The organism is Paraburkholderia sp. EG286A (genome assembly GCF_040965375.1).
Lineage (GTDB): Bacteria > Pseudomonadota > Gammaproteobacteria > Burkholderiales > Burkholderiaceae > Paraburkholderia.
The window spans coordinates 751,394-763,519 of the sequence record NZ_JBFRCB010000001.1 but is presented as its reverse complement, the minus strand read 5'-3'; the positions used below and the strand labels follow the sequence as shown (position 1 = coordinate 763,519).

The following is a 12,126-nucleotide window of genomic DNA, read 5'->3' as shown; positions in this document are numbered from 1 at the left end:
GCTCACGCAAGAAACGTATGGCTACCGTACTACTAGTCGACGACGACACGAACGCGCTCGACGCGCTCAAGGAACTGGTCGGGCAGGAAGGTTATCGGGTCAGAACTGCCGCAGACGGTTCGGATGCCCTGCAAAGCGCGCTCGACGACCCTCCCGATGTCGTGATCTCCGACTGCATGATGCCGCGCATGGACGGTCTCTCCCTCATGCGCGAAATGAAGCGCAGCAGCAAGCTCGCGGGTGTGCCGCTCGTGCTCGTCTCCGCGCTCGTCACCCTGCCGCCCGACGCCGACGTCGTGGGCTTCCTGCGCAAGCCCTTCGCGGTTTCGCAACTGCTCGACATCCTCCACCGGGTCGCCACGCCCTGACAGGCTCGAGCCACCTGCCTCCTGCGCCGCATGAACGATTTACATCCTCGTTGTAGCGACTGACGCGACACCGGCGCGCCCAACGCTGCGGTTCGCGGGCGTTTCCTTGATTCGGCATCCTGACCGGTTCTCGATCGATAGCCGCGTCTCGCGCGCCACGGCATGACCGATGCTGTGGAATCGGCGTGGCCGGTCCATTTCGGGCCGGCACGGGATCGAACCCTAGCCGCATTGCGTCGTCATGCGATGCGCATAACCGAGGGAGGTCGAAATGAGCGAATACGCAGGCCGCTCGCACGACGAGCGCGTGGCGCAACGCAAGCGCGAGAAGAAAGGCGCGACGGAGCCGCCAGGCGGCGATATGGCCGTACACGGCACCGAGCCCGACGCCACCCACAGCAGCGGCGAGCTCTCTGAGCAAGGCAAGGAAGTGTGGCGCAAAGGCGCCGGCCTGGACGGCGGCGGCAAGAGCAGCTGAATCTTCCTTCGAGCCACCACGACCGCCAGGGCGCATGGTTGCGCCCTCAACTTCCGCAATCTGCTGCATAACCGGCGCGCGCCGCGCGGGAGACCCCCGGCGTGCGTGTTTCATCGTGAACAAGGAGAACATCATGGCCTACTCGCAAACCCCGATCGGTTCAGCGTCGCCCAGCGGCGAAGGCGCACGCGACGGTGCACGTATCGTCGGCCGCGACCAGTCGGACACGCGTGGCCCCGGCCCCGACGTGATGGCGGCCAGTACGCTGGACGGCGACCGCGTGATGAGTTCGGACGGCGACGAAGTCGGCAAGGTCAAGGAGATCATGCTCGACGTGGAAAGCGGCCGCATCGCCTACATGGTGATGTCGAGCGGCGGCTTTCTCGGCATCGGCGACAAGCTGCTCGCGGTGCCGTGGAATGCCCTCACGCTCGACGCGGCACGCAAGTGCTTCGTGATTGCGCTCAACTCCGAGCGCGTGAAGAACGCACCGGGCTTCGACAAAGGCGAATGGCCCTCGATGGCCGATCGCACCTGGGCCAGTTCCGTGCACCAGTACTACGGCCGGGAGCCGTACTGGAGCGACGACGCCGCGAGACTGCCGCTGGACGAGCCGGGGCGCGAGCCGCCAGAGGCCGGCGGCGTGAAGCTCTGACGGGCGCGCACGCGCACCCGTAATCGTTCATCGAGCGCCCGCGGCGGCGCCAACGTGTCATGCTAATGGTCGCGAGCACAACGACAACAACGCGAACCCACCATGACTTCGATGGACCGCCGTGATTTCCTTCGCGCCGCCGCCGCGGGCGCGACGCTCAGCCTGGCTTCGCCCGCCATCCAGCGTGCCCTGGCCATTCCTGCCAACAACGCAACCGGAACGATTGAAGACGTGCAGCATATCGTCGTCTTCATGCAGGAGAACCGCGCGTTCGACCACTACTTCGGCACGCTGCCCGGTGTGCGCGGCTTCTCGGACCGCATCACGATTCCCCTGCCCGACGGCGACAACGTGTGGCAACAGAGCGACGGCACACGCACGCTGCTGCCGTTCTACCTGGACAGCCGCAAGGGCAACGCGCTGCTCGCGGGCGGCGCGCACAATTGGGCCGACGCCCACGCGGCCTGGGACCACGGCCGCATGACGCATTGGCCCAAGTTCAAGGGCGATGCCTCGATGGGCTACTTTCAGGCCTCCGACCTGCCGTTTCATTTCGCGCTCGCCAACGCCTTCACGATCTGCGATGCCTACTATTGCTCGCTGCACGGCGGCACCAATTCGAACCGGCTCTTTCTGTTCACCGGCACCAACGGCCCCACGGCCTCCGCTTATGCCGTGGTCGACAACAATGGTTGGGACAACATCGGTGCGCCGTCCACGGGCCTGAAATGGACCACGTATCCGGAGCGCCTGCAGGCCGCAGGCGTGACATGGAAGGTTTACGAAAACCAGCCCGATAACTACACCGACAATCCGCTCGTCGGATTCGCGAGCTATCGCAAGGTGCTCGAGACGATCGAAGGCTCGCCCAACGTGCCGTGGACCGAGGCGCTCGACGCACGCGAGCCGCTCTATAAGGGCGTCGGCAATACCATGCCCGATGGCGGCTTCCTGCAGGCGCTCAATGACGACATCGCGGCGAACCAGTTGCCCCAGGTGAGCTGGATCATCGCGCCGCAGGCCTATTCCGAACACCCCGCCGTTTCGACACCGGGCCAGGGCGCCTACTATCTCCAGAAGCTGCTCGAAGCGCTGACGCGCAACCCGGACATCTGGAGCAAGACCGTGCTCTTCGTGAACTTCGACGAGAACGATTGCTTCTTCGATCACATGCCGCCGCCTTGCCCGCCCTCGCCCATCAAGGACGGCGAGTACGCAGGCAAATCCACGGCCACCACGCGCCACGAATACTTCACCCTGCCGAACCCGCCCGGCGACGGCAAGCCGGTCAAGCCAGACGGCTTGCCGTTCGGGCCCGGGCCGCGCGTGCCGATGATCGTCGTCTCGCCATGGAGCACGGGCGGCTACGTGAACTCCGAAGTCTTCGATCACACGTCGGTGCTGCGCTTCATCGAAACGCGCTTCGGCGTGCGCGAACCGAATATCAGCCCGTGGCGGCGCGCGGTATTCGGCGATCTCACCTCGGCATTCAACTTCGGCACACCGAACGAAAAGCCCGTGCAGGCGTTTTCCGCGCCCACGAAGGCCGACGCCGATGCGTTGAACAAGCAGCAGAACGCGCTCAAGCCCGTGCCCGTGCCGCAGCCCGATATGCAGACCCTGCCGCAGCAGGCGCGCAAGGCGCGGCCCTCGCGCGCGCTGCCGTACCGCCTCGACGTGGATGCGAGCGTCGATGGGCGTCATCACAAGGTTCAGCTGGAGTTCGGCAACGAAGGCAAAGCCGGCGCCGTCTTTCACGTGTACGACACGCTTCATCTCGACAGGTCGCCGCGCCGCTACACCGTCGAAGCCGGCAAGACCCTGCGCGACACGTGGACGCCCAGCGCCGCGGACGACGGTGCATACCGCCTGTGGGTGCTTGGCCCGAACGGTTTTCATCGCGCCTTCGAGGGCAACGTGCGCGCGGCGGCGCATGGGCCCAATCCCGAAGTGCGCGTGCGCTACGACGCCGCGAGCAATGCACTCGTGCTGAGCATCGCGAACCGCGCGAGCGCGGCGTCGAATGTGAGCCTGGCGGCCAATGCCTACCGCAGCGACGGCCCCTGGACCTACGCGTTGCGCGCCGGCGAGCAGGTTCAGTCGAACTGGGCGCTCGCGGATTCGGGCGGCTGGTACGACTTCACGCTGAGGGCGGAGAACGGCGTGCTAAGGCGCTTCGCGGGCCGGGTGGAAACCGGCAGGGACAGCGTGAGCGATCCGGCAATGGGCGCGTGAGGCGCCTCAGAACGCATCCGGAGCGCCTGCGCAGTACACTGCCCGTTCCCTTCACAATGGCCGCGCGCGACGTTGCGTCCAGAACGTTCGACACACGTTCAATGGGCGTTCGCAAGCGTGGCCAGCCTTCTCCTCGAGGAGCCCGCATGAAAATCGATCTGACTGGAAAACTCGCGCTCGTCACCGGCTCGGCTGCGGGCATCGGCCTTGCCGCGGCCAAGGGCCTCGCGCTCGCGGGCGCCGACGTGATCGTCAGCAGCCGTCACACCGAAAACGTGCGCGAAGCCGAAGCGGCGCTGCGTACCGCCGCGCCCGGCGCGCGCGTGCAGGGTTTCGTCGGCGATCTTTCCAGTGCCCAGGGATGCGACGCGCTCGTGAAAGCGCATCCGCAGGTGGACATCCTCGTGAACAATCTCGGTGTGTTTCAGCAGCAGGACTTCTTCGAAATTCCCGACGCCGAGTGGCTGCGCTTCTTCGAAACGAACGTGATGTCGGGCGTACGGCTCTCGCGCGCCTATGCGAATGCCATGGTCGAGCGCGGCTGGGGGCGCATCGTGTTCATCTCGTCGGAATCGGGATTGAACATTCCCGGCGACATGATCCACTACGGCATGACGAAGACCGCGCAACTCGCGCTCGCACGCGGCCTCGCCAAGCGCCTTGCGGGTACGGGTGTTACGGTCAATTCGGTGCTGCCGGGCCCGACTCTCTCCGATGGCGTGACGCACATGCTCAAGGACGAAGTGGCCGCTTCGGGCAAAACCGTCGAGGAAGTCGCCGCGCAGTTCGTGCAGACACATCGCGCCTCTTCCATCATCCGGCGCGCGGCGAGCGTGGAGGAAGTGGCGAACATGATCGTCTACGCGTGCTCGAAAGAGGCGTCCGCAACCACGGGCGCGGCCTTGCGCGTGGACGGCGGCGTGGTGGATACGATCGCGTGATGCATCAGGCTGCCAGCGAGATTAGTTAATTCGTCATACGAAGTATCCGGACGCGGCTGTCGAATACAAAAACGCAGCCCGCACGAGCGGGCTGCGATTCAACTGCAACAAGGGGGTTCGTTGATCAGCCCCGTCTCACGACGCCAAGCACCAACGTGACGAGGAAGATCACGAGGAAGATGAAGAACAGGATCTTGGCGATCGATGCCGCACCCGCCGCGATGCCGCCAAAACCGAACACGGCCGCGATGATCGCGATGATAAAGAAAATGACAGCGTATTGAAGCATGACGTCCTCCTGCATCCGGTGCGAACCGGCTCAAGGGTGGTCGCCGCGCCCCGGCGCCGCGTGCGGTCGCCTGATGCCCGGCATCTGGTTGAGCAGGACGGATCGACGCGCCCGCCCCTGCAGGATCATGACAGCAAGCGCGGTGCCCGAGACCGGGCAGGGCTTCGCGGGAAATGGTGTGACGGAATGAGGTTGAAAAGACGTTGGCAAACACGCGCGCGCGCCGGAAAAGCGCGCGCTTCGTGATGCGTCACGCCACTTGCGGATGCCAGCCGGCGCGCTGGAACGCCGTGGCGAAGAAGAGCACCTGGTAGCGGATCGAGTTCGACCAGTAGGACCACGTATGGCCGCCTGGACGTTCCGCGTAATCGTGCGGCACGCCCAGTTCGACGAGCTTCTCATGCAGCGTGCGGTTCGATTGCACGAAGAAGTCGCTCACGCCGCAGTCGATGGTCAGCGCGATATGGGCTTGTTCGAAGTCCTGTGCGCTATCCACGATCGCATTGCTGTTCCAGAACGACGCGTGCCGCGCGGGATCGCCGAACACGTGATCGATACCGGGCTCGTCTTCGCAGTTGCGCGGATCGACCGCGCCGCTAATGCTGCCGGCCGCGCCGAAGGTCTCCTGCCGGTCCAGCGCGATGCGCAGCGCGCCGAAACCGCCCATGCTCAAACCCGTGATCGCGCGCGCCTCGCGCGTGGCGATCGTGCGGAAATGCATGTCGATATACGACACGACCTCGCTGCCCACATACGTTTCATAACGACTGCTGCGATCGAACGGGCTGTCGATATACCAGCTCTCGTGTCCGCCGTCCGGCATCACGAGCACTACGTGATAGCGGTCGGCGAGCTTGCCGATGCGGGTGTTCGAGGTCCAGTCGGCATAACTGCCGCCCGAACCGTGCAGCACGTAGATCACCGGAAAGCGCGCTGCGTGGTTGCCGCGTGCGTAGTCGTCGGGCAAGACGACGGTCGCGTCGAACGAGCGCTCCATTGCGGCGCTGGGGATCGACACGACACGTGTCTGGTAGGCCCAGACGGGAGCACTGAGAAGCAGCGCCAGAACGAACCAGCATGCGCGGAGAATGGCCATGAGAAGTCGCTCTTGTGTTGACTGCCACGAAAGACAACTGCTTTCATGGACTCTAACAAGCGCCACTTACAGCCAAATTTCAGCGTGCCATACGAATGGTTGGCAAGCGTGTGCGAGCCCACATGATGGGAGATGAAACCCCGCACGCCGGCATTTTCGAGAGAGCCCTCTATCTTTGAAGCTCCGCAGTGCAGGCCAACCCTCAATCGCCGTTGCGCCGCCTGCGCCTCAGCCGCCCTTCGGGCTCGCCCTCGTGCAGCAAACCCTTTTGACGCGCCGTGAGCGGATCGGTCAAACACGGCTCCGCGTCGAGTTCCTGTTCGAAACGCTCCCACATGCCCGCAGGCGTATTCGCCTTACCGACGCGCGTGCCGATCGTGAGCCGGATCTGGTTCGCCCGGCTGATGGTGGAGCGCAACCGGTGGATTTCCCATAGCAACCGCAGTACGACGGGCAAGGGATGCCGGTCGTAGATTTCAGCCAGCTCCGCCGCCGTGAGCGGAGGGAAGTGACGATGATCCCGTCCCATTTTCCGCCCCAAAACACTGTATATTTATACAGCCTATCACATGTCAGAATGATTCTGAAGGACGGGACGGAGAGACGACCATGTGCACGAACTACGCCGCCGCACGCCGTGACTACCTCTTCAGGCATTACGGTGTCCTGCCGCCGGACGACCCGTGGCGCGACGAGATCTTCAAGGACTATGCCGCGCCGGTGATCCGCCGTGCGAGCCCATCGCACACTGTGCCCGAGGCGCCCGAAGCCCTGCTCGCGACCTTCGGCATGGTGCCGCGCAAACAGATTCCGCCCGGTGTGAAAGTGTTCGACACGATGAATGCGCGTGCCGAATCGGTGGGCGAGAAGCGCAGCTTCAGCGGCGCGTGGAAGAAGCTGCAGCTGTGTCTGATTCCCTGCGAGGCATTTTTCGAGCCGAGCTACGAGACCGGCAAGGCGGTGCGCTGGCGCATCGGTCTTGCCGATGGCGCGCCGTTCGCCATTGCCGGCTTATGGCGCGAGTGGGACGAAGGCGAGGCCGGCAAGGCGTACTCGTTCACGATGCTCACCGTCAACGCGAGCGATCATCCGCTCATGAAGCGTTTCCACAAACCCGGGGACGAGAAACGTTCCGTGGTGATCGTGCCGCCCTCCGAGTATGAGAACTGGCTGGCGAGCCGTTCGATGGACGAGGCAAGGTCGTTTCTCAATCTGTACCCAGTGGAGGGAATGGCGGCCGAGCCTCAGCCCCTGCCCCCGCGCGCGAGCCCGAAGCCCGATTCGAACGGCCAATAACAAACGACCCGGCAAGGCCGGGTCGTCTGGCATTCCACATCGATCAAACCAGCAACGCGAATCAGAAGTTGAAGTTATCGATATTCGAAGCATCGAACGTCGTGGGCGGCCCGAGAATCACTTCACCGCTCTTGCCGATCGTACGCTTGCCCAGCTTGCCCGCCTCGAACGACTCGCCTTCCTTGCCCGTGATCGTGCCCGAAGCAAGATTGGCTGCCGCATACGCGGCGAGGTAACCGAGTGCACCCGGATCCCAAAGCTGGAACGCCTTCACGGTGCCGTTCTTCACGAACGCGCGCATCTGGTTAGGCGTGCCGAGGCCCGTCACCGCCACCTTGCCCTTGCTCGGCGACGAAGAGATATAACGCGCCGCCGCCGCGATGCCGACCGAGGTGGGCGCAACGATCGCCTTCAGGTTCGGGTACGCCTGCAACAAGCCTTGCGTCTCGACGAAAGACTTCTGGTCGTCGTCGTTGCCGTAGGCGATCTTCACGAGCTTCATCTTCGAATACTCGGGCTTCTTCAGCTCTTCCTGCATCCACTTGATCCAGGTATTCTGGTTCGTCGCGTTGGGCGTGGCCGAGAGAATTGCGAACTCGCCCTCGCCGCCCATCAGCTTCGAAACGAGCTGGATCTGGCCGCGGCCAATGCTCTCCGCGTTCGCCTGGTTCACGAAGATCTGCCGCCCTTCGGGCGCCGTGTCCGAGTCGAACGTGACGACCTTGATGCCTTGGTCCATCGCGCGCTTCAAGTACGGCACGAGCGCATTCGCATCGTTGGCCGCGATGACGATCGCGTCCTGGTGCTGCGTGGTCAGCGTATTGATGTACGAGACCTGCGAGGACGCGCCCGCGTCCGAAGGCCCGACCGCCTTGCCCTCGCCCTTGAACTCCTTGATCGCGTCCAGACCGCCGTTATCGGCGATCACCTCGTAGGGGTTGTTGATCTGCTTGGGCACGAACGCGATCTTCACCCCCTCCTTGATGCCGGCCGCATGCGCCGCGACACCGCCTCCCACTAGCATCGCGCACAGCAGGGCCGTGCACATGTGACGTACTGGCTTTCTCATGAATCGTCTCCTCGATGGGTACCGGACGCGTCCGGCTGATTGACTGCCTCTTGACTTCCTTGCCTCTTCACACCACGTTCACGCCGCCCGCGCCAGCGCGCGCCGGTCGCGCATCGTGCGCCAGCGCGCGGCGAGATTCGGGATCAGCACCGAAGCCAGCAGCAGCGCGCCGGTCACGATCGTGAGCGTTTCGCTCGATACGTCGACGAGCGTGAGCGCGTTCTTCAGTACACCGACGATCAGGAGCGAGAGCAGTACGCCGTACATCGACCCGCGCCCGCCAAAAATGCTCACACCGCCGAACAGCACCGCCGCGATCACCGAAAGCTCGAAGCCCTCGCCGTTGTCGCCGCGCGCGCTCGTGAAGCGCAGCGTATAGACGATGCCCGCGAGCGCGCTCATGACGCCCGAGAGCACGAAGAGGCGCAGCTTGATCTTCGGCACGTCGATGCCCGAGAACGACGCGGCCGTGGTGTTCGCACCGATCGCGAAGAGGCTGCGGCCGAACGCCGTGGCCTGCAGCCATATCGTGAACACGATGGCGCACGCCGCGACGATCAGGAACGGCAACGGGATGAACGTGCTGCCGAGGTTGCTCATGCCAAAGAGCGTGTAACCCGGCGGGAAGTCGGCAATCGCCTGGTCGCCGAGCAACACGTAAGCCAGCCCGCGAAACAGCGCGAGCGTGCCGATCGTCACCGCGAGCGAAGGCAGATTGAGCTTCACGATCACGAGCCCGTTGAAGAGGCCCGCAAGGCCGCCTGCCACGAGCACGAGCGCCATGGCGACCGGCATCGGCAAGCCCATGTGCCAGAGCACGCCGAGCAAGGCGCTCGAGGCGCCGAGCACCGAGGCCACCGAAAGATCGATCTCGGCGGCGACGATGATGAGCGTCATCGGCAAGGCCATGAGCGCGACTTCGGTGAGGTCCGCGAGCACGTTGCTGATGTTCGCGCCCGTGAGGAACACGGGCGAGAGCACGCGCCCCGCCACCAGCGATGCAATGAGAATGACGACCAGCAGCGCTTCCCAGCTGAGCGGCAGGCCGGGCTTGCGCGTGAGCAGCGCGGCGTCGGGTTTCGGGGCGTTCTTAGCCATGGTCGCGTTTCCTCATCATGCGTTTTGCCACTGAGCGGGCGAGCAGCGTATCGGCGGCGATGGCGGCCACGATCAGCGCGCCCTGGATCGCCTGCTCCCAGAACGGCGAGACGTGCAGCACCACGAGCGCGATGCTGATCACGCCCAGCACGAGCGCGCCGAGCGTCGCGCCGAGTATCGTGCCCACGCCGCCCGTGATCGCCACGCTGCCGACCACGGCGGCCGCGACCACCTGCAGCTCGATGCCCTTCGCGGTGCTCGCGTCCACGGTGCCGAAGCGGGCGAGCCACAGCGCGCCCGCCAGGCCCGCAATCGCGCCGCTGATCAAGAAGCCCGTCGCGACGCGCCGTTCCACGTTGATGCCGGCAAGGCGCGCCGCTTCCGGGTTCGAGCCGATCGCGTAGTACTCGCGGCCCGGCCGGAACTGCTTGAGATACACGGAGAGCGCGGCCAGCAGCACGATCGCGATGAGCGCCAGCACCGGGATGCCGAGCACCGAGCCCGTGGCGAGCCGCGAATACGCGTCGGGCAGGCTCGTGGCGTTGATCTGGCCGCCATGCACCCACGCGTAATCGGCGCCGCGGAAGATGTAGAGCGTGGAAAGCGTCGCGACGAGCGACGGCACGCGTCCCACGGCCACGAGCAGCGCGTTGATCGCGCCCGCCACGAGTCCGATGGCGAGCCCAGCGACCAGCGCCACGAGCACGGGCATGTGCGGGAACGCCACGTAGAGACTGCCCACGCCATAGGCGCTGATGCCGACCGTCGAGCCGATCGAGAGATCGATATGGCGCATCAGGATCACGATCGTCATGCCCGCCGTGAGCAAGCTCACGATGGAGACGTTGAGCAGCACGTCGCGCAGATTCTGCAGGTTGAGGAATTGCGGCCGCGCGAGCGCCGTGCCGCCCACGATCAGCAGCAGGACCACGAAAAGCGTGGTCTCGCGGCTGCGCGCCAGCGCTTCGGCCCACGCACCCGCGTTGCGCCGCTGCGGGCGCGGCTCGCCGCCGTGCAGGGGATGAGGAGAAGTGGAATGGCGCATCATGCGGCGTGCCCCAGATGAATGTTGGTTTCGCCGAGCGCGGCGCTCATGATGCGCTCTTCGTTGGCGTCGGCACGCGCGATGTCGGCGGTGATGCGGCCTTCGTGCATGACGAGCACGCGGTCGGCCATGCCGATCACTTCGGGCAGTTCGCTCGAAATCATCAGCACGGCCATGCCCTCTTTCACGAGTTCCGCGAGCGCGCCGTAGACTTCGGCCTTCGCGCCCACGTCGATGCCGCGCGTCGGTTCGTCGATGATGAGCACCTTCGGCCCGGTGGCGAGCCACTTGCCGAGCACCACCTTCTGCTGGTTGCCACCCGAGAGCGTGCCCACGGGTGCGTTCAGATCGCTCGCTTTCAAGCGCAGGCGCTTGCCCCACTGGCCGGCCAGCTCCACCTCGCGCCCCGTGGAGATGAGGCCGAAGCGCACGAGCCGCCCGAGCACCGTGAGCGAGGCGTTGCGCGCAATGCTCAATTCGAGCGCGAGACCTTGCTGGCGCCGGTCCTCGGGCACGAGCGCGAGCCCGGCCTTCACGGCCGCAGCGGGCATGCCGGAGGCCAGCGGCTTGCCCGCGATCTGCACCTGCCCCGCGTCGCACGGATCGATGCCGAAGATCGCGCGCGCCACTTCGCTGCGCCCCGCGCCCACGAGTCCCGCGAGCGCGACGATCTCGCCCGCGCGCACGTCGAACGAAATGTCCTTGAAGACGCCGCGGCGCGTGAGGCCGCGCACGCGCAGCATCACTTCGCCCGGCTGCACGTCCGCCTTCGGGTAAAACGTCGCGAGGTCGCGTCCCACCATCTTCGCGACGATGTCCTGGGTCTTGAGCGTCGCCGTGGGCGCGTCGAACACCTTGGCGCCGTCGCGCATGATCGTCACGTGCTGCGTGAGTGCGAAGACTTCTTCGAGCCGGTGCGTGATGAAGAGAATCGCCACGCCACGGTCGCGCAGCGTGCGCGCGATCGTAAAGAGCCGCTCGACCTCGGGCAGCGAGAGGGCGGCCGTGGGCTCGTCCATGATGAGCACGTTCGCGTTGAGCGAAAGCGCCTTCGCAATTTCGATCACCTGCTGGTCCGCAATCGACAGGCCGCGCACGAGCCGTTCGGGCTTCAGCTCGACGCCGAGCGATTCGAGCAGCGCCGCGACCTCGCGATGCATCGTGTCGTAGTCGATACGGCCCACGCGATCCACGGGCTGACGCCCCATGTAAATGTTCTCCGCAATCGACAGATCGAAGAACAGTGTGGGCTCCTGATAAATCACCGCGATACCGGCGTCGCGTGCCTGGGCGGGCGTCGCGAACGCGCGCTCCACGCCGTCGATGCGCATCTCGCCGCCGTCGGGCTGATACACCCCCGCGAGAATCTTCACGAGCGTCGACTTGCCCGCGCCGTTTTCGCCGAGCAGCGCATGGACCTCGCCGGGCATGAGCCTCAAGCTGCCGTCGATGAGCGCGCGCACGCGCCCGAACGCCTTGCTCGCGCTACGCAGTTCGAGCCGCGGAGTGTCATCGGCCCTGCTGTTTGCTTCTGCTTCCACGCCTGTCTCCCTGTC

Annotated in this window: 13 protein-coding genes; 6 read left to right on the top strand and 7 right to left on the bottom strand. The window is 65.2% G+C overall.

Features of this window, described 5'->3' with window-relative positions; genetic code table 11:
• Positions 1-17: 17 nt before the first annotated feature.
• The 5 genes from AB4Y35_RS03470 to AB4Y35_RS03450 all read left to right on the top strand — a co-directional run bounded on the left by AB4Y35_RS03470 (position 18) and on the right by AB4Y35_RS03450 (position 4,677).
• Complete coding sequence (locus AB4Y35_RS03470) at positions 18-368, top strand: response regulator (protein ID WP_368703337.1); 351 nt, start codon at positions 18-20, stop codon at positions 366-368.
• A 271-nt stretch (positions 369-639) separates the two neighbouring features.
• The gene (locus AB4Y35_RS03465) at positions 640-846 is read left to right on the top strand and encodes a hypothetical protein (RefSeq protein WP_368703336.1); all 207 of its coding nucleotides are present in this window, start codon (positions 640-642) and stop codon (positions 844-846) included.
• Between the two features lie 133 nt (positions 847-979).
• Positions 980-1,501, top strand: a complete 522-nt coding sequence (locus AB4Y35_RS03460; protein WP_368703335.1) for a PRC-barrel domain-containing protein — start codon at positions 980-982, stop codon at positions 1,499-1,501.
• A 102-nt stretch (positions 1,502-1,603) separates the two neighbouring features.
• Positions 1,604-3,736, top strand: coding sequence for a phosphocholine-specific phospholipase C (locus AB4Y35_RS03455; protein ID WP_368703334.1), 2,133 nt, complete (start codon positions 1,604-1,606; stop codon positions 3,734-3,736).
• A 146-nt stretch (positions 3,737-3,882) separates the two neighbouring features.
• Positions 3,883-4,677 carry an SDR family NAD(P)-dependent oxidoreductase gene (locus tag AB4Y35_RS03450; RefSeq protein WP_368703333.1) on the top strand — a complete coding sequence of 265 codons (795 nt, stop codon included), beginning with the start codon at positions 3,883-3,885 and terminating at the stop codon, positions 4,675-4,677.
• Positions 4,678-4,801: 124 nt separating this feature from the next.
• On the opposite strand, the gene AB4Y35_RS03445 is transcribed toward AB4Y35_RS03450, so the two are convergent.
• The 3 genes from AB4Y35_RS03445 to AB4Y35_RS03435 all read right to left on the bottom strand — a co-directional run bounded on the left by AB4Y35_RS03445 (position 4,802) and on the right by AB4Y35_RS03435 (position 6,591).
• The gene (locus AB4Y35_RS03445; protein WP_028210724.1) at positions 4,802-4,966 is read right to left on the bottom strand and encodes a DUF1328 family protein; all 165 of its coding nucleotides are present in this window, start codon (positions 4,964-4,966) and stop codon (positions 4,802-4,804) included.
• 250 nt (positions 4,967-5,216) lie between these two features.
• Positions 5,217-6,062 carry an alpha/beta hydrolase gene (locus tag AB4Y35_RS03440; RefSeq protein WP_368703332.1) on the bottom strand — a complete coding sequence of 282 codons (846 nt, stop codon included), beginning with the start codon at positions 6,060-6,062 and terminating at the stop codon, positions 5,217-5,219.
• Between the two features lie 202 nt (positions 6,063-6,264).
• Positions 6,265-6,591, bottom strand: coding sequence for a hypothetical protein (locus tag AB4Y35_RS03435; protein ID WP_368703331.1), 327 nt, complete (start codon positions 6,589-6,591; stop codon positions 6,265-6,267).
• Positions 6,592-6,671: 80 nt separating this feature from the next.
• Between AB4Y35_RS03435 and AB4Y35_RS03430 the strand changes: the two genes are divergently transcribed.
• Entirely contained in the window at positions 6,672-7,358 is a 687-nt protein-coding gene (locus tag AB4Y35_RS03430; RefSeq protein ID WP_368703330.1) for an SOS response-associated peptidase, read from the top strand.
• A gap of 61 nt (positions 7,359-7,419) precedes the next feature.
• Here AB4Y35_RS03430 and rhaS read toward each other — a convergent pair whose 3' ends face one another.
• The 4 genes from rhaS to AB4Y35_RS03410 all read right to left on the bottom strand — a co-directional run bounded on the left by rhaS (position 7,420) and on the right by AB4Y35_RS03410 (position 12,111).
• Positions 7,420-8,427 carry a rhamnose ABC transporter substrate-binding protein gene (gene rhaS, locus AB4Y35_RS03425; RefSeq protein ID WP_368703329.1) on the bottom strand — a complete coding sequence of 336 codons (1,008 nt, stop codon included), beginning with the start codon at positions 8,425-8,427 and terminating at the stop codon, positions 7,420-7,422.
• Between the two features lie 78 nt (positions 8,428-8,505).
• A complete protein-coding gene (locus AB4Y35_RS03420; RefSeq protein ID WP_368703328.1) occupies positions 8,506-9,525 on the bottom strand; it encodes an ABC transporter permease in 1,020 nt (339 codons plus the stop codon).
• The gene (locus AB4Y35_RS03415) at positions 9,518-10,573 is read right to left on the bottom strand and encodes an ABC transporter permease (protein ID WP_324156572.1); all 1,056 of its coding nucleotides are present in this window, start codon (positions 10,571-10,573) and stop codon (positions 9,518-9,520) included. Before AB4Y35_RS03415 ends, AB4Y35_RS03420 begins: the two co-directional genes overlap by 8 nt.
• Positions 10,570-12,111: a sugar ABC transporter ATP-binding protein gene (locus AB4Y35_RS03410; RefSeq protein ID WP_368703327.1), complete on the bottom strand. Its 1,542-nt coding sequence runs from the start codon at positions 12,109-12,111 to the stop codon at positions 10,570-10,572. The genes AB4Y35_RS03415 and AB4Y35_RS03410 overlap by 4 nt, the downstream gene beginning before the upstream one ends.
• Positions 12,112-12,126 lie beyond the last annotated feature (15 nt).

Excerpts from the sequence above, each read along its gene's own strand:
- AB4Y35_RS03430 (WP_368703330.1), top strand. The coding sequence starts at position 6,672 with ATGTGCACGAACTACGCCGCCGCACGCCGTGACTACCTCTTCAGGCAT.
- AB4Y35_RS03455 (WP_368703334.1), top strand. The coding sequence starts at position 1,604 with ATGACTTCGATGGACCGCCGTGATTTCCTTCGCGCCGCCGCCGCGGGC.
- AB4Y35_RS03435 (WP_368703331.1), bottom strand. The coding sequence starts at position 6,591 with ATGGGACGGGATCATCGTCACTTCCCTCCGCTCACGGCGGCGGAGCTG.
- AB4Y35_RS03450 (WP_368703333.1), top strand. The coding sequence starts at position 3,883 with ATGAAAATCGATCTGACTGGAAAACTCGCGCTCGTCACCGGCTCGGCT.
- AB4Y35_RS03445 (WP_028210724.1), bottom strand. The coding sequence starts at position 4,966 with ATGCTTCAATACGCTGTCATTTTCTTTATCATCGCGATCATCGCGGCC.
- AB4Y35_RS03465 (WP_368703336.1), top strand. The coding sequence starts at position 640 with ATGAGCGAATACGCAGGCCGCTCGCACGACGAGCGCGTGGCGCAACGC.
- rhaS (WP_368703329.1), bottom strand. The coding sequence starts at position 8,427 with ATGAGAAAGCCAGTACGTCACATGTGCACGGCCCTGCTGTGCGCGATG.
- AB4Y35_RS03460 (WP_368703335.1), top strand. The coding sequence starts at position 980 with ATGGCCTACTCGCAAACCCCGATCGGTTCAGCGTCGCCCAGCGGCGAA.
- AB4Y35_RS03420 (WP_368703328.1), bottom strand. The coding sequence starts at position 9,525 with ATGGCTAAGAACGCCCCGAAACCCGACGCCGCGCTGCTCACGCGCAAG.
- AB4Y35_RS03470 (WP_368703337.1), top strand. The coding sequence starts at position 18 with ATGGCTACCGTACTACTAGTCGACGACGACACGAACGCGCTCGACGCG.
- AB4Y35_RS03415 (WP_324156572.1), bottom strand. The coding sequence starts at position 10,573 with ATGATGCGCCATTCCACTTCTCCTCATCCCCTGCACGGCGGCGAGCCG.
- AB4Y35_RS03440 (WP_368703332.1), bottom strand. The coding sequence starts at position 6,062 with ATGGCCATTCTCCGCGCATGCTGGTTCGTTCTGGCGCTGCTTCTCAGT.